This is a genomic window from Micromonospora sp. NPDC048843, from assembly GCF_040649965.1.
GTDB lineage: Bacteria > Actinomycetota > Actinomycetes > Mycobacteriales > Micromonosporaceae > Micromonospora > Micromonospora hortensis.
The window spans coordinates 15,299-35,153 of record NZ_JBEZGJ010000069.1; the positions used below are offsets into that span (position 1 = coordinate 15,299).

Below are 19,855 nucleotides of genomic sequence, written 5' to 3' on the forward strand. Positions count from 1 at the left end.
GGGAAGGACGAGCAGGAGAAAACGATGTCGCTCTCGCCTTACGCACCGATCATCGGGCTGTTCGCCCTCGCCGCGGCGTTCTCGCTGTTTTCCGTTGGCGCCGCCCGCTTCGCCGGTCCCCGTCGCTACAACAAGGCCAAACTCGAGGCTTACGAGTGCGGCATCGAGCCCAGCCCGCAGCCGGTCGGCGGCGGGCGGTTCCCGATCAAGTTCTACCTGACGGCGATGCTCTTCATCGTCTTCGACATCGAGATCATCTTCCTCTACCCCTGGGCGGTCTCGTTCGACGCTCTGCCGATCTTCGGCTTCGTGGAGATGGTCCTGTTCATCGTCGCGGTCTTCGTTGCGTACGCCTACGTGTGGCGGCGCGGCGGCCTGGACTGGGACTGAGGAAGGAACGTCAGATGGGCATCGAGGAGAAGCTTCCCGCCGGCGTCCTGCTCACCTCGGTGGAGAAGCTGGTCAACTGGTCTCGGAAGTCGTCCGTGTGGGGCGCCACCTTCGGCCTGGCCTGCTGCGCCATCGAGATGATGGCCGCCGGTGGTCCGCACTACGACATGGGCCGCTGGGGCATGGAGGTCTTCCGGGCGTCGCCCCGGCAGGCCGACCTGATGATCGTGGCCGGCCGGGTGAGTCAGAAGATGGCCCCGGTGCTGCGCCAGATCTACGACCAGATGGCCGAGCCGCGCTGGGTGCTCTCGATGGGCGTCTGCGCCAGCAGCGGTGGCATGTTCAACAACTACGCGATCGTGCAGGGCGTCGACCACGTCGTGCCTGTCGACATGTACCTGCCCGGCTGCCCGCCCCGGCCGGAGATGCTCATCGACGCGATCCTCAAGCTCCGCGAGAAGATCATGTATGAGCCGCTGGGCCCGAACGGCCGCAAGATGCTGGCGGCCCGCCAGGAGCGCGGTGACGTTCCGATCGTGCCCTACGGCTCGATGCCCTCCTCGTACCGCAGCGACAAGGCCCGGCGCGCCGAGTGGACCCGGGCGGTCCGCGAGGGCCGCGAGGAGCAGCTGCGCATCGAGAACTGGATGAACGCTCAGAACCACCTCCACCCGCAGGCAGGCCCGAAATGACGTCACCCACGGACAAGCCAAACGACGGCGGCGTACCGCTGCCTGTGGTGCCGGCCGGTGCCACCAGTGGCGCCCCCGCCGAGTTCCCGCCGGCCAGCCCGGCCGGTCGCGGGATGTTCGGCAACCAGGGCACCGGCGACGTGTCCGGCTACGGCGGCCTGGTCCGCCAGCGCCAGCCCATCGAGGAGGCGTCCCGGCCGTACGGGGGCTACTTCGACGAGGTCCGCGACGCGCTGGAGGAGGCGTACCCGGCCTTCAACGACGCGATCGAGAAGGTGGTTGTCGACCGGGGTGAGCTGACCCTGCACGTACGCCCGGAGCGGATCGCCGAGGTGTGCCAGGTGATGCGGGACGACCTGGCGCTGCGGTTCGAGCTGTGCTCGTCGGTGTCCGGTGCGGACTACCTGGGCGCCGACGAACGCCGGCTGCACGTGGTCTACCTGCTCACCTCGATGACGTACCGGCGGCGGGTCCGGCTGGAGGCCGCGGTCTCCGTCGAGGCCCCGCACCTGCCCAGCGTGACCGCCATCTACCCGACGGCGGACTGGCAGGAGCGCGAGGCGTACGACATGTTCGGCATCGTCTTCGACGGCCACCCCAACCTGACCCGGATCCTCATGCCGGACGACTGGGAGGGCCACCCGCAGCGCAAGGACTACCCGCTCGGCGGTGTGCCCGTCGAGTACAAGGGCGCGGAGATCCAGCCGCCGAACGAGCGGAGGTCGTACCAGTGACGACGTCGAACTACGCGAGCGAGCGCGAGACCGACGAGGGTCGGGTCTTCACCGTCACCGGTGGGGACTGGGACACGATCGTCTCGGGCACCGACCCGATCAACGACGAGCGGATCGTTGTCAACATGGGTCCGCAGCACCCGTCCACGCACGGGGTGCTGCGGCTGATCCTGGAGTTGGAGGGCGAGACGGTCCGCGAGGCCCGCTCGGTCATCGGCTACCTGCACACCGGCATCGAGAAGAACCTCGAATACCGCAACTGGGTCCAGGGTTCGACGTTCGTGACCCGGATGGACTACCTCGCCCCGATCTTCAACGAGACGGCGTACGCCCTCGCGGTCGAGAAGCTGCTCGGCATCACCGACGACATCACCGAGCGGGCCACCACCATCCGTGTGCTGATGATGGAGCTCAACCGGATCTCGTCGCACCTGGTCTGGCTGGCCACCACCGGCATGGAGCTGGGCGCGATCTCGATCATGCTGTACGGCTTCCGCGAGCGGGAGTACATCCTCGACATCTTCGAGACCATCACCGGCCTGCGGATGAACCACGCGTACGTGCGGCCGGGCGGTGTGGCACAGGACGTGCCGGACGACGCGATCGTCAAGATCCGCGAGTTCCTCAAGATGATGCCGAAGAAGCTCAAGGAGTACGAGGACCTCCTCTCCGGCCAGCCGATCTGGACCGAGCGGACGAAGAACGTCGCGGTGCTGGACGTCACCGGCTGCGTGGCGCTCGGCATCACCGGTCCCGTGCTGCGCTCCGCCGGCCTCGCCTGGGACCTGCGCAAGACCATGCCGTACTGCGGTTACGAGACGTACGAGTTCGACGTGCCGACCCACCCCGACGGTGACGTGTGGGGTCGCTACCAGGTCCGGCTCGCCGAGATCCGGGAGTCGATGAAGCTGGTCGAGCAGGCGCTGGACCGGCTCCGTCCGGGCCCGGTGATGGTCGCCGACCGCAAGATCGCCTGGCCGGCGCAGCTCGCCATCGGCGTGGACGGCATGGGCAACTCGCTGGAGCACGTCGCGAAGATCATGGGTCAGTCGATGGAGTCGCTGATCCACCACTTCAAGCTGGTGACCGAGGGCTTCCGGGTCCCGCCCGGCCAGGTGTACGTCGCCATCGAGGCGCCCCGCGGCGAGCTGGGCGTCCACGCGGTCTCCGACGGTGGCACCCGGCCCTACCGGGTGCACTACCGGGAGCCGAGCTTCGTCAACCTGCAGGCCCTCCCGGCGATGGCCGAGGGCGGTCTGATCGCCGACGTGATCGCCGGCGGCGCCTCGTTGGACCCGGTGATGGGTGGGTGTGACCGGTGAGTGCGAGGAGTGAGCTTGCGAGCCCCGCAGTCGCGAACGGAAGGCGGCTCTGATGACGACGACTTTCACTGACGAGACCCGGGAGCGGGCGCGCGACATCATCGCCCGTTACCCGGCGGACCGGTCCCGCTCGGCGTTGCTGCCGCTGCTGCACCTGGTGCAGGCCGAAGAGGGGTACGTCTCCCCGGCCGGGGTCGCGTTCTGCGCCGAGGTGCTGGGCCTGAACAAGGCCCAGGTCGGCGCGGTGGCCACCTTCTACACGATGTACAAGCGCAAGCCGACCGGTGACTTCCTGGTCAGCGTCTGCACCAACACGATGTGCAACGTGCTCGGTGGCCAGGAGGTCTACGACACCCTCGCCGAGCACCTGGGCGTCGGGCACGACGAAACCACAGCGGACGGCACGATCACGCTGGAGCACGCCGAGTGCCTGGCGGCGTGCGACTACGGCCCGGTGATGACCGTCAACTACGACTTCTTCGACGGCGTGGACTCCTCCACCGCTGTCGGTGTGGTGGACGAGCTGCGGGCCGGCGGTCGGCCGATGCCGACCCGGGGCGCGCGGCTCTGCACCCTCAAGGAGATGGCGGTGCAGCTCGCCGGTTTCGCCGACGAGCGCGATGGTGCGGTCGCCGACGGCGGGCCGGGCGAGCCCACCCTGCGTGGGCTGCGGCTGGCCCAGCAGCACGGCGTCTCGGTGCCGGGCTTCGACCCGAACACCCCGATCCGCAGCAAGGCCGAGGCCGACAAGGCCGCCGCCGAGGCTAAGGCGAAGGCCGAGGCCGCCAAGCCGGCGCCCGTCGAGGCCAGCGCGGCGCCGGTCAAGGGTGGCGACGGGGCGTCCGCCCCGACGGGGGCGGCCGGGGTCGCCGAGCCGGCGAAGCCGGCAGAGGCCACCGGGCCGGCGAAGCCGGCAGAGGCCACCGGGCCGGCGAAGCCGGCAGAGGCTAGTGGCAGCACCACGCGGGACGTCAAGGCACCGGACGACAAGTCGCCGCAGGTGCGTACCGCCGAGACCCGGCAGCCGGACGCGGGCACCGCGGTGCCGGACGCCCCCGGCACCAAGGTCCCGACGGACGGCACCGGCACCGCGCCCGAGGCTGGCGACGCACGGGCGGCCGAGGCCGCCGGTGTGGCGGCCAACGCGCCGGCCGGCGACGGCAAGCCCGCCGGCGACGAAGCCGGGGCGCAGGAGCGCAACCTCACCGAAGCGAAGGCTGGCACGGACGCCGACGGCGCCGGACCGGCGGACGCGAACGAAACGGGGGCCCAGAAGTGACCACTCCCCGCCCGGAGACCGTGGCCAAGCTGACGCCGGTGCTGACCAAGCGCTGGCTGTCGCCGGACGCCTGGCGCATCGGCACGTACGAGCAGTTGGACGGCTACGCCGCGCTGCGCAAGGCGCTCAAGGCGCACCCGGACGACCTGATCCAGTTGATCAAGGATTCCGGGCTGCGGGGCCGAGGCGGCGCCGGCTTCCCCACAGGCCTCAAGTGGGGCTTCATCCCACAGGGCGACGGTAAGCCGCACTACCTGGTGGTCAACGCCGACGAGGGCGAGCCGGGCACCTGCAAGGACCTGCCGCTGATGACCCACGACCCGCACGCGCTGGTCGAGGGCGTCATCATCGCGTCGTACGCGATCCGGGCCGCTCGCGCCTACATCTACATCCGGGGCGAGGCGGTGCACGCCGCGCGCCGGCTGCGCAACGCGGTCCAGGAGGCGTACGACAAGGGTTACCTGGGCCGGAACATCCTGCGCAGCGGCTACGACCTGGAGCTGGTGGTGCACTCCGGCGCCGGGGCGTACATCTGCGGCGAGGAGACGGCGCTGCTGGACTCGCTGGAGGGGTTCCGGGGTCAGCCCCGGCTGCGCCCGCCGTTCCCGGCCACCCACGGCCTGTACGCGAGCCCGACTGTGGTGAACAACGTCGGCACCATCGCCAGCGTGCCGCCGATCGTGCTCGGTGGGGCCGACTGGTGGAAGAGCATGGGCACCGAGAAGTCCTCCGGGCCGATGATCTACTCGCTGTCCGGCCGGGTCGCCAACCCGGGCCAGTACGAGTGCTCGATGGGTGTCACGCTGCGCGAGCTGCTGGAGCTGGCCGGTGGCATGCAGCCCGGCCACAACCTGCGGTTCTGGACCCCGGGCGGCTCGTCCACCCCGCTGCTCGCCGCCGAGCACCTGGACGTGCCACTGGACTTCGAGGGGGTGGCGGCGGCCGGCTCGATCCTCGGCACCACTGCCACCCAGATCTTCTCCGACCAGGACTGCCCGGTCTACGCGACGTACCGGTGGCTGGAGTTCTACCACCACGAGTCGTGCGGCAAGTGCACCCCGTGCCGTGAGGGCAACTACTGGATGGTCCGGGTCTACCGGCGGATCCTCGCCGGTCAGGGCACCCACGAAGACCTGGACACCCTGCTGGACACCTGCGACAACATCCTCGGCCGCTCGTTCTGCGGCCTGGGTGACGGCGCGACCAGCTCGGTGACCTCCTCGCTGCAGTACTTCAAGCAGGACTACCTCGACTACATCGAGGGTCGGACCGCACCCAAGCTGTCGGAGAAGACCCTGGTAGGGGCGCACTGATGACCGACGTAGCCAAGCAGACCGAGACCGTCACCCTCACCATCGACGGCGTCGAGGTCACCGCCCCCAAGGGGACGCTGCTGATCCGGGTCGCCGAGCAGATGGGCACCGAGATCCCCCGGTTCTGCGACCACCCGCTGCTGGCCCCGGCCGGCGCGTGCCGGCAGTGCCTGGTCGAGGTGGAGGGGCAGCGCAAGCCGGTCGCCTCCTGCACCCAGGCCGTCGCCGACGGCATGGTCGTGCGTACCCAGATCACCTCCCCGGTGGCCAAGAAGGCGCAGGAGGGGGTGATGGAGCTGCTGCTGCTCAACCACCCGCTGGACTGCCCGATGTGTGACAAGGGCGGCGAGTGCCCGCTCCAGAACCAGGCGATGTCCACCGGCCGCACCGACTCGCGCTTCCACGAGCACAAGCGGGAGTACGAGAAGCCGATGGCGATCAGCAGCCAGGTGCTGCTCGACCGCGAGCGGTGCGTGCTCTGCCAGCGGTGCACCCGGTTCTCCGAGGAGATCGCCGGCGACAAGTTCATCGACCTGATGGGCCGGTCGTCCGCCGAGGAAATCAACATCTACCGGGACGACGCGTACGGCGAGGAGGGCGACGCCGGCGACGTACCGTTCAACTCGTACTTCTCCGGCAACACTGTGCAGATCTGCCCGGTGGGTGCGCTGACCGGTGCGCAGTACCGCTTCCGCGCCCGCCCGTTCGACCTGGTCTCCAGCCCGAGCGTCTGCGAGCACTGCTCGGCCGGCTGCGGGCAGCGCACCGACTGGCGGCGTGGCAAGGTGCTGCGACGGCTGGCCGGCGACGAGCCCGCTGTGAACGAGGAGTGGAACTGCGACAAGGGCCGCTGGGGCTTCCAGTACACCCGGGCCGCCGACCGGCTGACCACTCCGCTGGTCCGCGACGAGCACACCGGTGAGCTGCGCGAGGCGTCCTGGAGTGAGGCGCTCACCGTCGCCGCCGAGGGGCTGCACATCGCCCGGGAGAGCGGGCAGGGCACCGCGGTGCTCACCGGTGGTCGGCTGACCGTCGAGGACGCGTACGCCTACGCCAAGTTCGCCCGGGTCGCGCTGAACACCAACGACATCGACTTCCGGGCCCGCCCGGTCTCCCGCGAGGAGGCCGACTTCCTGGCCAGTTCGGTCGCCGGGGTCACCGACGTCACCTACACCGACGTGGAGAACGCGCCGGCGGTGGTGCTGGTGGGCCTGGAGCCGGAGGAGGAGTGCCCGATCCTCTTCCTGCGGCTGCGCAAGGCGTACCTGAAGAAGACCCTGACGGTGTACGCGCTGGCACCCTTCGCCACTCGCGGCCTGGAGAAGCTCGGTGCCAAGCTGGCCCGGGTGGTGCCGGGCGAGGAGGCCAGCGTGCTCGCCGAGCACGCCACCGTCAGCGAGGCGCTGAGCGCACCGGGCGCGATCCTGATCGTCGGCGAGCGGCTGGCCACAGTGCCGGGTGGGCTCTCCGCCGCGGCCGACGTGGCCCGGCGTACCGGCGCGAAGTTGGCCTGGGTGCCGCGGCGCGCTGGTGACCGCGGCGCTGTCGACGCGGGCTGCCTGCCCAACCTGCTCCCCGGTGGACGCCTGGTGACCGAGCCGGCCGCCCGGGCCGAGCTGGGTGAGGCGTGGGACATCCCGGCCGGGGTGATTCCGAGCCAGGCCGGGCGGGACACCGACGGCATCCTGACCGCGGCCGCCAACGGGCAGCTCGGCGCGCTTGTCGTCGGCGGTGTCGACCCGGCCGACCTGGCCGACCCGCGACTGGCCGAGTCCGCCCTGGACGCGGTGCCGTTCCTGGTCAGCCTCGAGCTGCGCGCCAGCGCGGTGACCCGGCGGGCGAACGTGGTGCTGCCGATCGCGCCGGTGGCCGAGAAGGCCGGAAGCTTCCTGGACTGGGAAGGCCGGCTGCGCCCGTTCGAGGCGGTGCTGACCACCGCCGCGATGACCGACGGCCGGGTGCTCGACGCGCTGGCCGCGTTGCTCGACGTACGCCTCGGCACTGCCGACGTGCTGAGCGTGCGTCGTGAGCTGGGCACGCTGCCGGCGACGCGGATGTCTCGCCCGGCCGCGCCGTCGGTCGCGCCGGGCCGGGTGCCGCAGCCGAACGCCGGGGAGGCCGTGCTGGCCACCTGGCACCAGCTGGTGGACCTCGGCACCCTGACCGAGGGCGACGAGAACCTCGCCGGGACCGCCCGTCCGCCGGTGGTCCGGTTGGGTAAGGGCACCGCCGAGGCGCTCGGTGTGGTCGACGGTGACGCGGTCACTGTCGGCACCGACCGGGGGGCACTGACCCTGCCGGCGGAACTCACCGAGATGCCGGACGGCGTGGTCTGGCTGCCGACCAACTCACCCGGCTCGACAGTGCGGCGCAGCCTCGGGGCGACGTCCGGCGCGGTCGTCCGGATCTCCGTCCCCGCACCGAGTACGGCCATCCCGGCCGGACGCGTGGCGGCCGACGAGACCGGTCTCCCGGGTCCGCTCCTCAACTCCGGGGGTAACCAGTGAGCGCGAGGAGTGAACGAGCGCAGCGAGTGAGCCCCGCAGTCGCGAACGAAAGGTGGGCACAGTGAGTCCGTCCTTCCTCGCCCAGGATCCGACGCTGGCCGACTTCGGCCGGGATCCGTGGTGGCTGGTTCTCGGCAAGATTGTCTTCGCGTTCGCCTTCGGTCTGCTGGCCACCCTGCTCGGTGTCTGGTTCGAACGGCGCGTGGTCGGTTACATGCAGGTGCGGCCCGGCCCCAACCAGGTCGGCCCGTTCGGCCTGCTGCAGACCCTCGCCGACGGCCTGAAGATGGCCTTCAAGGAGGACATCCTCCCGAAGGCGGCCGACAAGGTCGTCTACTTCTTCGCCCCGACCATCTCGGTGATCTGCGCGGTCACCGCCCTGTCGGTGGTGCCGTTCGGCCCGATGGTGAGCATCTTCGGTCACCACACGCCGTTGCAGGTCACCGATGTGCCGGTGGCGGTGCTGCTGCTGCTCGCCTGCTCCTCGATGGGCGTCTACGGCATCGTGCTGGGTGGCTGGGCCTCCGGCTCGACGTACCCGCTGCTGGGTGGTCTCCGGTCGAGCGCCCAGATGATCTCCTACGAGGTCGCCATGGGGCTCAGCATCGTGGCGGTCTTCATGACCGCCGGCACGATGAGCACCAGCGGGATCGTCGCCGCTCAGGGCGACGGCACCCAGCTGACCGTCTTCGGCCAGACCATCCCGGCGCCGGGCTGGTACGCGATCCTGCTGCTGCCGAGCTTCATCATCTTCTTCATCGCCACAGTGGGTGAGACCAACCGGGCACCGTTCGACCTGCCCGAGGCCGAGTCCGAGCTGGTCGCCGGCTTCATGACGGAATACAGCTCGCTGAAGTTCGCGCTCTTCATGCTCAGCGAGTACGTCGCGATGGTGACCATGTCAGCGGTCACCACCACGCTGTTCCTGGGCGGATGGCGGGCACCCTGGCCGATCACCATCTGGGAGGGCGCCAACTCCGGTTGGTGGCCGATGCTCTGGTTCTTCGGCAAGGTGATCGCCCTGGTCTTCGTCTTCGTGTGGTTGCGTGGCACGCTGCCCCGGCTGCGGTACGACCAGTTCATGCGGCTCGGCTGGAAGGTGCTGCTGCCGATCAACCTGGCCTGGATCCTGGTCCTCTCGGGCCTGCGCTCCATCGAGGACTGGGACACCCGCGGCAAGGTGATCGCCGTCGGCGTCCCGGCCGGCATCCTGCTGCTGGTCACGATCTTCTGGCCCAGTCGGCGCCCGAAGCCGAAGCCGACGACGCAGGAACAGGTCGACAACCGGCCGCACGGGAGCTTCCCGCTGCCACCGATGGATCTTCAGGTACCACCGAGCCCGCGCATCACGCGCGTGGTCGCCGAGCGGGAGCCGGCCAACATCGTTGCCGGCTCGGACTCCAGGGAGGTGTGACGTGGGCGCGATCACCGGAACGTTCAAGGGATTCGGTGTCACCTTCTCGCACATGTTCAGGAAGGTCGTCACGACCGACTACCCGTTCAAGCCGCCGGTGTCGGCGCCGCGCTACCACGGGCGGCACATCCTCAACCGGCACCCGGACGGCCTGGAGAAGTGCATCGGCTGCGAGCTGTGCGCCTGGGCCTGCCCGGCGGACGCGATCTACGTCGAGGGTGGCGACAACACCGACGAGGAGCGCTTCTCGCCGGGTGAGCGGTACGCCAGCATCTACCAGATCAACTACGCCCGCTGCATCTTCTGCGGGCTGTGCATCGAGGCCTGCCCGACCCGGTCGCTCACCATGAGCAACGAGTACGAGTTGGCCCGGGACAACCGGCAGGACCTGATCTTCACCAAGGAGCAGTTGCTCGCTCCGTTGCTGGAGGGCATGGAGAAGCCTCCGCACCCGATGCGGCTGGGTGACAGCGAGAAGGACTACTACGTCGGCGCGCTGGACAACCCGGGCACCTCCGCCGGTGCGGAGACGTCCCCGATGGGCCCCGGCCGCTACCAGGTCGAGGAGCACCCCGGCGTGACGTTCCCGGGCGCCGAGCAGGCCGCCCAGCGCGTGGCGGCCGGCAAGGGAGAGGAAGCATGACCACGTCTACGGTGCTCGCCGCGGCGGGTTCGGTCCCCACCGGCGAGGCGGTCACCTTCTGGATCCTCGCCCCGCTCGCGCTGATCGGCGGGATCGGGATGGTGGCCGCGCGCAACGCCGTGCACTCGGCGCTGTGGCTGGTGCTGACAATGCTCTGCCTGGGCGTGTTCTACGTGCTCCAGGCCGGCCCGTTCATCGGCATGGTGCAGATCATCGTCTACACCGGCGCCATCATGATGCTGTTCCTCTTCGTGCTGATGCTTGTCGGTCGGGACTCCACCGACTCGCTGATCGAGACGCTGCGCGGCCAGCGCGTCGCGGCGATCGTGCTCGGCCTGGGCTTCGCCGGCCTGGTCGGCACCGGCCTCTACCAGGCGCTGGACCGGACCAACACTGCCGGTCTGGACCAGGTCAACGCCGAGGGGAACGTGCAAGGCATCGCCCGGCTGCTGTTCACCAAGTACGTCTTCGCGTTCGAGCTGACCTCGGCGCTGCTGATCACCGCGGCGGTCGGTGCCATGGTGCTGGCCCACGTCGAGCGGCGTAAGCAGGACAAGGTCGACCAGGTGTCGACGATGAAGGCACGCTTCGCCCCGGGCAACTACCCCGGCCCGAAGCCGGGCCCCGGCGTCTTCGCGACCTCCTCCTCGGTGGCCACCCCGGCCCGGCTGCCCGACGGCCGCCTGACCGACCGCAGCACCCCGGCGATCCTTCCGCAGCGCGAGCTGACCGCCGAGGAGACGGCCCTGAAGGGTACGGACCGGTGAGCGCGAGGAGTGCAGCGGAGCGGAGCCCCGCAGTCGCGAACGGAAGGCAAACCAAGTAATGGGAACGTTCTTCTCGGTCGAGCCGACCTACTACCTCGTGCTCGCCGCGGTGCTGTTCACCATCGGCGCCGCCGGAGTACTGATCCGGCGCAACGCGATCGTGCTGTTCATGTGCGTGGAGCTGATGCTCAACGCGGCCAACCTGACGCTGGTCACCTTCAGCCGGATCAACGGTGACCTCAACGGCCAGATCATGGCGTTCTTCGTGATGGTGGTGGCGGCGGCCGAGGTCGTGGTCGGGCTCGCGATCATCATGTCCATCTTCCGGACGCGACGCTCGGCGAGTGTCGACGACGCCAACCTGCTCAAGTACTAGAGGGGTCCACCGGTGGAAGAGACTGTGGAATACGCCCAGGCCACGGGGCTGCTTGGTGGCGTCTGGCTGCTGGTGGCGATCCCGCTGGTCAGCGCGGCCATCCTGCTGCTGCTCGGCCGCCGGGCCGACCGCTGGGGGCACTGGTTGGGCGTCGCCGCCATCGGCGCCGCGTTCGTGCTCGGCCTGAGCTTCTTCTTCCAGCTGCGTGGCCTGGAGAACAAGTCGGTCGAGCTGAGCCTCTGGGACTTCATCGCTGTCGGTGACCTGCGCGTCGACTTCGGCCTGCTCTTCGACCCGCTGGCCGCTGTCTTCGTGCTGCTGATCACCGGGGTGGGTTTCCTGATCCACCTGTACGCGGTGGAGTACATGTCGCACGACGCGGGCCGTCGTCGGTTCTTCGCGTACTTCAACCTGTTCGTCGCCGCGATGCTCCTGCTGGTGCTCGGCAACAACTACGTGATGCTGTACTTCGGCTGGGAGGGCGTCGGTCTGGCGTCGTACCTGCTGATCTCCTTCTGGACGGAGCGGCCGAGCGCGGCCACCGCCGGCAAGAAGGCGTTCCTGATGAACCGGGTCGGCGACGCTGGCCTGGCCATCGGCATCTTCATCATGTTCGCCACCCTGGGCACCACCCAGTACGACGAGGTGTTCAACGGCGTCGGCGCGCTGACCGGCACCACGGTGCTGGTCCTCGGCCTGTTGCTGCTGCTCGGGGCCGCCGGCAAGTCCGGCCAGTTCCCGCTCCAGGCGTGGTTGCCGGACGCGATGGAGGGCCCGACCCCGGTGTCGGCGCTCATCCACGCCGCCACCATGGTCACCGCGGGCGTCTACCTGATCGCCCGGTCCAACCCGATCTTCTCGGCCAACTCGACGCTGCAACTAGTGGTGGTCAGCGTCGGCGCGCTCACCCTGTTGATCGGCTGCATCATCGGTGCGGCCAAGGACGACATCAAGCGGGTGCTCGCCTGGTCGACGGTGAGCCAGATCGGCTACATGTTCCTCGGTGTCGGCCTCGGCGGCGCGGCGTACGCGCTGGCCATCGTGCACCTGTTGGCGCACGGCTTCTTCAAGGCCAACATGTTCCTGGGCGCCGGCTCGGTCATGCACGGAATGAAGGACCAGGTCGACATCCGCCGCTTCGGTGGGCTGTCCAAGTACATGAAGATCACCTGGTTGACCTTCATGATGGGCTGGCTGGCCATCATCGGCATGTTCCCCTTCTCCGGCTTCTTCTCCAAGGAGCCGATCATCGTGGCCGCCTTCGAGCGGGAGGACTGGACCGCCTGGCTCTTCGGCGGTGCGGCACTGCTCGGCGCCGGGCTCACCGCGTTCTACATGACGCGGCTGTTCGTGCTCACGTTCCACGGGCCACAGCGGTGGACCGAGGACATCGAGCACCCGCACGAGTCGCCGAAGCTGATGACCATCCCGCTGATCCTGCTGGCGGTCGGGTCGGTCGGCGCCGGCTTCCTGCTCGCCACGTCCGTTCCGGACTGGCTGACGGAGACCGCCGGGCTGGGCGGCGAGCACGCGGAGCACGCGGCGGTCCTCTCGCACACCGTGATCACCATCCTGTCGCTGCTGGTCACCGTGCTCGGTGCCGGGCTCGCCTGGTTCCTGTTCCGAGCAGGCACGGCGACCGCGCCGCAGCCGGCCGGGGTGCTGGTCACCGCCGCCCGGCGCAACCTCTACACCGACACGGTCAACGAGGCGGTCTTCGAGAAGCCGGGCATCTTCCTCACCCGGGCGCTGGTGTACCTCGACAACCGGGGCATCGACGGGCTCGTCAACGGGCTCGCCGCAGCGGTCGGCGGGGGCTCGGGTCGCCTCCGTCGGATGCAGACCGGCTTCGTCCGCTCGTACGCCACCTCGATCCTGGCCGGTGCGCTGCTGGTGATGGCGGCGTTCCTTGCGGTGCAGGCGGGGTGGTTGGCGTGATCGACCTCAATACGCCCGCCCCCGCCGGCGGACCACGCATCCACGACGGAGGTAAGGCCGCATAATGTCCAACTTCCCGTTCCTCTCGGTGCTCACCGTGGCGCCGCTGGTGGGCGCCCTGGTGGTGGCCTTCCTGCCGCGCCACCGCCCGGAGCTGGCCAAGCAGGTGGCGTTCGCCTGGTCGCTGCTCGTGCTGGTGCTCTCGGTGGTGATGTGGGTCAGCTTCAACGCCGGCGGTGACCGGTTCCAGTTCCGCGAGTCGTACTCCTGGATTCCGAACTGGGGGGTCAGCTTCACCTTCGCCGCGGACGGCATCGCGCTGGTGATGCTGATGCTGATCGCGGTTCTGGTGCCGCTGGTGATCCTGGCGTCCTGGCACGACGCCGAGTCGTCGAAGCGGTCGGTGCCCGTCTACTTCGCGCTGCTGCTGGTCCTCGAGTGCACGATGATCGGTGTCTTCGCGGCCGCCGACGTCTTCCTGTTCTACGTGTTCTTCGAGGTCATGCTGGTGCCGATGTACTTCCTCATCGGTAGCTACGGCGGCCACCAGCGGCAGTACGCGGCCGTGAAGTTCTTCCTCTACTCGCTCGTCGGCGGTCTGTTCATGCTGGCCGCGGTGATCGGCCTGTGGGTGGTCGGCGGAAAGACCTTCGACTGGCAGGCGCTCTCGCAGGTCGACATCAGCACCGGCACCGAGCGGTGGCTGTTCCTCGGCTTCTTCCTCGCGTTCGCCATCAAGGCGCCGTTCTTCCCGTTCCACACCTGGTTGCCCGATGCCGGTGGCGCCGCCCCGGCGGGCGCGGCGGCGCTGCTCGTCGGCGTGCTGGACAAGGTCGGCACCTTCGGCATCCTGCGCTACTGCCTGCCGTTGTTCCCCGAGGCGTCGAAGTGGTTCGCGCCGTGGGCGCTGGCCCTGGGCGTGATCGGCATCGTCTACGCCGCGCTGCTGGCGGTCGGCCAGAACGACCTCAAGCGCCTGGTGTCGTACACCTCGATCGCGCACTTCGGCTTCATCGGCGTGGGCATCTTCGCCTTCACCACCCAGGCCGGCACCGGCGCGGTGCTCTACATGCTCAACCACGGGTTGGCCACCGGCCTGCTCTTCCTTGTGGTGGGCATGCTGATCTCCCGGCGCGGTTCGGCGCTGATCAGCGACTTCGGTGGCGCCGGCAAGCTCGTCCCGGTGCTCGCCGGGGTGCTCTTCTTCGCCGGTCTCGCCTCGCTGGCGCTGCCCGGCACGGCGCCGTTCATCTCCGAGTTCCTGGTGCTGATCGGCACCTTCACTGTGAACAAGCCGGTCGCTGTCATCGCCACGCTCGGCATCATCCTGGCCGCCGCGTACGTGCTGTGGATGGTGCAGCGCACCACCCAGGGCACCCTCAACCCGGCGCTGACCGAGGTCGACGGCATGCGCCGGGACCTCAACCTGCGCGAGAAGGTGGTGGTCGCCCCGCTGATCGCGCTGATCGTGCTGCTCGGCTTCTTCCCCAAGCCGGTCACTGACGTGATCAACCCCGCCGTCCAGGCGACAATGGACGACATCGGCAGAACCGACCCGGCGCCGTCCGTGGGCGGCACCGTCCAGGAGGCAGGCCGGTGAGCGCGAGGAGTGAGCTTGCGAGCCCCACCCGCCCGCGCGAGGAGAGAGCGAAGCGAGCCCCGCAGTCGCGGGCAAAGGCTTCCGCAGTCGTGAACGAAAGGTCGGCCCAGTGACCGAGTTGAAGCTGCCGTCGATCGACTACGCGGCGATCTCTCCGATCCTGATCATGCTGGGCACTGCGTTGCTCGGCGTGCTGGTCGAGGCCCTGGTGCCTCGTCGCTGGCGGCACGTGGTGCAGTTGACGCTGGCGCTGCTCGCTGTGCTCGCGGCACTGACCATGGTGGTCCTCAGCGCCGATGAGCGGATCATCACCGCGGGCCAGGCGCTCGCGATCGACGGGCCGACGCTCTTCCTCCAGGGCGCGATCCTGGTGCTGGCAGCGATGGCGCTGCTGCTGATCGGTGACCGCTCGGTCGAGCGGGGCGGGGCGTTCGTCGCCCAGGCCGCGGTGACCGCTGAGTCGGCCGACGACCGGCGGCAGGCCGAGGGGCGCAACGGTCTCACCGAGGTCTACCCGCTGACCACGTTCGCGATCGGCGGCATGCTGATCTTCGTGGCGGCGAACGACCTGCTGACCATGTTCATCGCACTCGAGGTCTTCTCCCTGCCGCTCTACCTGCTCTGCGCGCTGGCCCGTCGCCGGCGTCTGCTGAGCCAGGAGGCGGCGATGAAGTACTTCCTGCTCGGCGCGTACGCCTCGGCGTTCTTCCTGTTCGGCGTGGCCCTGATCTACGGCTTCACCTCAGGGATCCCGGGCCGGACGGCCGGCGTCGACTTCGCCACCATCCACGCGGCGGTGGGCGAGTCGCCGGCCAGCCCGGTGCTGCTCTTCGCCGGCATGGCGCTGCTCGCCATCGGTCTGCTCTTCAAGGCCGCGGCGGCCCCGTTCCACGTCTGGACCCCGGACGTCTACCAGGGCGCTCCGACCCCGGTCACCGGATTCATGGCGGCCTGCACCAAGGTCGCCGCCTTCGGTGCCCTGCTGCGCGTCTTCCAGGTCGCGTTCGCCGACGCCAACTGGGACTTCACGCCGGTCCTCGGCGCGGTGGCGGTGCTGACCATGCTCGTGGGTGCGGTGCTCGCCGTCACCCAGACCGACATCAAGCGGCTGCTCGCGTACTCCTCGATCGCCAACGCCGGCTACCTGCTGGTCGGTGTGTTGGCGCCGAGCCGCGACGGGCTGGCCGGCACGATGTTCTACCTGGTCGCGTACGGCTTCTCGGTGCTGGCCGCGTTCGCAGTGGTGACGCTGGTACGGGACGACGACGGTGAGGCCACCCACCTGTCCCGCTGGGCCGGGCTGGGCCGTCGGTCGCCGTTCTTCGCCGCGCTGTTCACGTTCATCCTGCTGGCCTTCGCCGGTATCCCGCTGACCAGCGGCTTCACCAGCAAGTTCGCCATCTTCGGGCCGGCGCTGGAGGGTGGCCAGGCCTGGCTGGTGATCGCCGGTGTGCTGACGAGCATGATCCTCGCGTTCCCGTACCTGCGGGTCGTGGTGATGATGTGGCTCTCCGAGCCGGGCGAGTCCACCCCGACCGTCACGGTGCCCGGTGGGCTCACCTCCGCCGCGCTGATGATCGGTGTGCTGGCGACCCTGGTGTTGGGTGTCGCCCCGGCGCCGCTGCTCGACCTGGCTGCCGGAGCCGCCGAATTCGTTCGATGACCGAAGGATCGATCACCGGGGGCCGGCGCGTGTTCACGTGCCGGCCCCCGGTGCGTATCCCCGGGCCGGAGCAGGTCGAACGGGTGTGGCATGGTTGATAGCGTGGTGAAACCGGCGGGCGAGCGTTCAGGTGCCTCCGGCTCCGGCGGTCGACGGGGTCGGGCGAGCACGAGTCAGTTCGGCGCGCTTGGCCTCAACCTCGCCGATCCTCGTGTCGAGGCGTCCGTGCTGGGTCTTCTGGACACGGTCGAGGTCGAGTTGCGGGCCAGCGTCGCCAGTGCCGACCCGTTCGTCACCGAGGCCGCCCGGCACCTCGTCGAGGCCGGCGGGAAGCGCTTCCGGCCGTTGCTGGTGGCGCTCGGCGCCCAGTTCGGTGACCCGACCGGTGCACAGGTGGTCCCGGCGGCCGTGGTGATGGAGCTCACGCACCTCGCCACCCTCTACCACGACGACGTGATGGACGAGGCCGCCGTCCGTCGGGGCGCGCCGAGTGCGAACTCCCGGTGGACCAACTCGGTCGCCATCCTGGTCGGCGACTACCTCTTCGCCCGCGCTGCGGACATCGCCGCCGACCTGGGCCCCGAGGCGGTCCGGTTGCAGGCGCGCACCTTCGCCCGGCTGGTGCACGGCCAGATCGCGGAGACGGTCGGGCCGCGCGCCGACGACGACCCGGTGGCCCACTACCTGCACGTGATCGCCGAGAAGACCGGCTCGCTGATCGCCACGTCGGCCCGGTTCGGCGGCATGTTCGGTGGCGCCGCCCCGGAGCACGTCGAGGCCCTCGCCGGGTACGGCGAGACGATCGGCGTCGCCTTCCAGCTCTCCGACGACCTGCTGGACATCGCCTCCGAGTCGGTGCAGTCGGGCAAGACGCCCGGCACTGACCTGCGCGAGGGTGTCCCGACGCTGCCGGTGCTCTACGCCCGCGAGGCGGACGACTCCGACGCGTCGTCGGTGCGGCTGCGGGAGATCCTGGCGACCGGCCCGTTGACCGACGACGCGCTGCACGCCGAGGCGTTGGGGCTGCTCCGGGAGAGCCCGGCGCTCAAGCGGGCCCGGGAAACCGTGCGCAGCTACGCCGAGGAGGCCCGCGCGCAGCTCGCTCCGCTGCCGCACGGCCCGTCCCGCAGCGCGCTCGAGTCGCTCTGCGACTACATCGCCGACCGCACCAGCTGATCCACGCCCCGGCCCGCTGCGGCGGCGGCGCGGGTCAACAGTCGGCTGCCGACGAGCATGAGGGCGGCGGCGAGCAGCATCGCCACGGCCGCGATGGTCCACATCACCGGGTAACCGAGGTGGGCGGCGAGTGGGCCCAGGCTCAGCGGGCCGAGACAGCCGCCCGCGTACACCCCGGTCTGTGTGATCGAGGTGGCGGCGGCCGGTGACTGCGGGTGGAGCCGGACCACGGCGAAGTTCATCAGGCCGGGCCAGGCCCAGCCCAGGCCGAAGCCGAGCACCACGCCGACCACCAACGGCACCGAGCCGGTCAACGCGAGCAGGCCCAGCCCGACCGCGCCGACGACCAGCATCGCGGCGATGAGGGCGACGTGGCCGGTCTCGCGGCGGTCGGCCATCCAGCCGGCGCCCACCCGAGCCGCCACGCAGACCGCGCTGCCCAGGGTCAGGGTGAGGCCGGCGAGGCCCGGCGACAGACCCCGGGCCGCGGCGGAGTCCACCAGGAAGGTGCCCAACGAGTTGGCCGCGGCCGACGCCAATGTCGCTGCCGCGCCGATCACCACCAGCGCCGCCGTCGCCCGCCCGGCGCGCGCGGCGCCGGCCCGTCGGGCCAGGCCGGGCAACTGCCGGGGTACTGCGGCAAGCGTCGTCAGCGCGGCCAGGGCGGCGGCCACGAACGCCCAGCGCCAGCCGGCGGTGAGCGCGATGGTGGGCACCGCCACCCCGGCCAGCAGTGTGGAGACCGGGATTGCGGCCTGCTTGACACCGAAGGACAGCCCCTGCCGCCGGGCCGGCACGTGCTGGGCCAGCGCCGCGTTGCTGGCCAGCTGGCCGAGCGCGTTCGCGGCGGCGCTGAGCGCCAGCAGGCCGACCAGCACCGGGTACGACCGGGCGAAGGCGGCCACTGCCAGCATCGACCCGGCGGCCAGCAGGATGCCGCAGCGGGCCACCACTGCCGACCCGTACCGCTCGACCAACCGCCCGGAGGGCACCGAGGCCAGCGCGCTGACCCCGAAGTAGACGGAGACGGCCAGGCCCAGGCCGGCCGGCGAGAAGCCGAGGTCCGTGCCCATCTGCACGGCGAGACCGCCGAGCAGGAAGACGGGGAGTACGCAGGCCACAGTGGTGGCGACTGCGCCAGCGCTGGCCCGGACCGGACGGGGTCGGGCAACGGCCGGATCGGGGGTGTTGGAGGTGTCGGTCATCGTTCGGCAAACCTACGCGAGCCCCACTCACAGCACTCCTGGTGACCGGCGGGGCACAACCTGTGGATGGTGATCTGGCATCCTCGACCCGAACAGGCATTTCGCACCGGGCCTGTTTTTCATATGGTGTAAGTCCCCGGCGGCGGAGGTGGTTGTGCGCGACCCCTTGGCAGAACCTTCGGACCTGATTCGCAGCGTGTCCCGAGCGCTACGGGTGCTGGAGTCGGTCGGTCGCGCCCCGAAGGGCCTGACCGTCAAGCAGATCGCCCGGCGCTGCGAGCTGACAGTGGCCACCACCTACCACCTGGTCCGCACCCTCGCCTACGAGGGCTACGTGATCCGTCGCGAGGATGGCACGTACATCGTGGGGTTGGAGGTGGCCGACCGGTACCGGGAGCTGGTGACGGCGTTCCGGGGCCCGCCGGCGGTCGGTGAGACGCTGCGGCGGGCCGCCCTGGACACCGGCTACAGCCACTACCTCGGTCGGTTCGTCGGCGGTCAGGTGGCCCTCACCGCTGTCGCCGAGGGTCACCGCTCGCCCTACCTGGAGGATCTGGTCCCGGGCTTCGACGAGGGGGCGCACGCGACAGCGCTCGGCAAGTCGTTGCTCGCCACCCTCACCACCGACCAGCGCTACCGCTACCTGCGCGAGTACGGCATGCGCCCCTTCACCACCGCCACGCTGACCACGACCGAGAGTTTCGAGGCCGACCTGGCGGCCGGCGACCGGCGCGGTATGCACTCGGGCAGCTCGCCAGATGAGCGGAAAGCCCGGTGATCAGTCCTTGCCCAGGACGTCGAGCTGCGCTCGCAGCGCCGTGGCGATCTCGCCCGCC

General features: G+C 70.0%; 16 protein-coding genes and 1 pseudogene. 16 read left to right on the forward strand and 1 reads right to left on the reverse strand.

The annotated features are described in order from the left end of the window. The first annotated feature begins 24 nt into the window (after window positions 1-24). From AB0C20_RS17670 to AB0C20_RS17740, 15 genes are all read left to right on the forward strand, one after another. Window positions 25-390, forward strand: a complete 366-nt coding sequence (locus tag AB0C20_RS17670) for an NADH-quinone oxidoreductase subunit A (protein ID WP_007454588.1) — start codon at window positions 25-27, stop codon at window positions 388-390. Between the two features lie 14 nt (window positions 391-404). Then, complete coding sequence (locus tag AB0C20_RS17675; RefSeq protein ID WP_124821345.1) at window positions 405-1,082, forward strand: NADH-quinone oxidoreductase subunit B; 678 nt, start codon at window positions 405-407, stop codon at window positions 1,080-1,082. After that, window positions 1,079-1,816: an NADH-quinone oxidoreductase subunit C gene (locus AB0C20_RS17680; RefSeq protein WP_112620361.1), complete on the forward strand. Its 738-nt coding sequence runs from the start codon at window positions 1,079-1,081 to the stop codon at window positions 1,814-1,816. The genes AB0C20_RS17675 and AB0C20_RS17680 overlap by 4 nt, the downstream gene beginning before the upstream one ends. Further along, complete coding sequence (locus AB0C20_RS17685; RefSeq protein ID WP_210785487.1) at window positions 1,813-3,138, forward strand: NADH-quinone oxidoreductase subunit D; 1,326 nt, start codon at window positions 1,813-1,815, stop codon at window positions 3,136-3,138. The genes AB0C20_RS17680 and AB0C20_RS17685 overlap by 4 nt, the downstream gene beginning before the upstream one ends. A 52-nt stretch (window positions 3,139-3,190) precedes the next feature. Further along, the gene (gene nuoE / locus AB0C20_RS17690) at window positions 3,191-4,417 is read left to right on the forward strand and encodes an NADH-quinone oxidoreductase subunit NuoE (protein ID WP_357568355.1); all 1,227 of its coding nucleotides are present in this window, start codon (window positions 3,191-3,193) and stop codon (window positions 4,415-4,417) included. Continuing rightward, on the forward strand, window positions 4,414-5,730 hold the full coding sequence (nuoF, locus tag AB0C20_RS17695; RefSeq protein WP_357188820.1) for an NADH-quinone oxidoreductase subunit NuoF: 1,317 nt from the start codon (window positions 4,414-4,416) through the stop codon (window positions 5,728-5,730). Before nuoE ends, nuoF begins: the two co-directional genes overlap by 4 nt. Further along, window positions 5,730-8,237 (forward strand): NADH-quinone oxidoreductase subunit G, encoded by a 2,508-nt coding sequence (locus AB0C20_RS17700; protein WP_357568356.1) that lies wholly within the window; start codon window positions 5,730-5,732, stop codon window positions 8,235-8,237. Before nuoF ends, AB0C20_RS17700 begins: the two co-directional genes overlap by 1 nt. 61 nt (window positions 8,238-8,298) lie before the next feature. Further along, the gene (gene nuoH / locus AB0C20_RS17705; protein WP_357188824.1) at window positions 8,299-9,651 is read left to right on the forward strand and encodes an NADH-quinone oxidoreductase subunit NuoH; all 1,353 of its coding nucleotides are present in this window, start codon (window positions 8,299-8,301) and stop codon (window positions 9,649-9,651) included. A 1-nt stretch (window position 9,652) separates the two neighbouring features. After that, entirely contained in the window at window positions 9,653-10,294 is a 642-nt protein-coding gene (gene nuoI / locus AB0C20_RS17710; RefSeq protein ID WP_357568357.1) for an NADH-quinone oxidoreductase subunit NuoI, read from the forward strand. Further along, the gene (locus AB0C20_RS17715; protein WP_357188828.1) at window positions 10,291-11,061 is read left to right on the forward strand and encodes an NADH-quinone oxidoreductase subunit J; all 771 of its coding nucleotides are present in this window, start codon (window positions 10,291-10,293) and stop codon (window positions 11,059-11,061) included. Before nuoI ends, AB0C20_RS17715 begins: the two co-directional genes overlap by 4 nt. 58 nt (window positions 11,062-11,119) lie before the next feature. Beyond that, complete coding sequence (gene nuoK / locus AB0C20_RS17720; protein WP_088951135.1) at window positions 11,120-11,437, forward strand: NADH-quinone oxidoreductase subunit NuoK; 318 nt, start codon at window positions 11,120-11,122, stop codon at window positions 11,435-11,437. Window positions 11,438-11,449: 12 nt separating this feature from the next. Beyond that, the gene (gene nuoL / locus AB0C20_RS17725) at window positions 11,450-13,375 is read left to right on the forward strand and encodes an NADH-quinone oxidoreductase subunit L (protein ID WP_091395553.1); all 1,926 of its coding nucleotides are present in this window, start codon (window positions 11,450-11,452) and stop codon (window positions 13,373-13,375) included. A 64-nt stretch (window positions 13,376-13,439) separates the two neighbouring features. After that, window positions 13,440-14,975, forward strand: coding sequence for an NADH-quinone oxidoreductase subunit M (locus AB0C20_RS17730; protein WP_145794932.1), 1,536 nt, complete (start codon window positions 13,440-13,442; stop codon window positions 14,973-14,975). Window positions 14,976-15,084: 109 nt separating this feature from the next. After that, window positions 15,085-16,638: an NADH-quinone oxidoreductase subunit NuoN gene (gene nuoN / locus AB0C20_RS17735; protein WP_210785495.1), complete on the forward strand. Its 1,554-nt coding sequence runs from the start codon at window positions 15,085-15,087 to the stop codon at window positions 16,636-16,638. A 90-nt stretch (window positions 16,639-16,728) separates the two neighbouring features. After that, entirely contained in the window at window positions 16,729-17,814 is a 1,086-nt protein-coding gene (locus AB0C20_RS17740) for a polyprenyl synthetase family protein (RefSeq protein WP_357188831.1), read from the forward strand. On the opposite strand, the gene AB0C20_RS17745 is transcribed toward AB0C20_RS17740, so the two are convergent. After that, window positions 17,790-19,019, reverse strand: coding sequence for an MFS transporter (locus tag AB0C20_RS17745; RefSeq protein ID WP_357188833.1), 1,230 nt, complete (start codon window positions 19,017-19,019; stop codon window positions 17,790-17,792). The two genes, AB0C20_RS17740 and AB0C20_RS17745, sit on opposite strands and share 25 nt — an antisense overlap. A gap of 154 nt (window positions 19,020-19,173) precedes the next feature. Between AB0C20_RS17745 and AB0C20_RS17750 the strand changes: the two are divergent. Beyond that, window positions 19,174-19,758, forward strand: a pseudogene (locus AB0C20_RS17750) (helix-turn-helix domain-containing protein); the annotation flags it as partial. Between the last annotated feature and the right edge of the window lie 97 nt (window positions 19,759-19,855).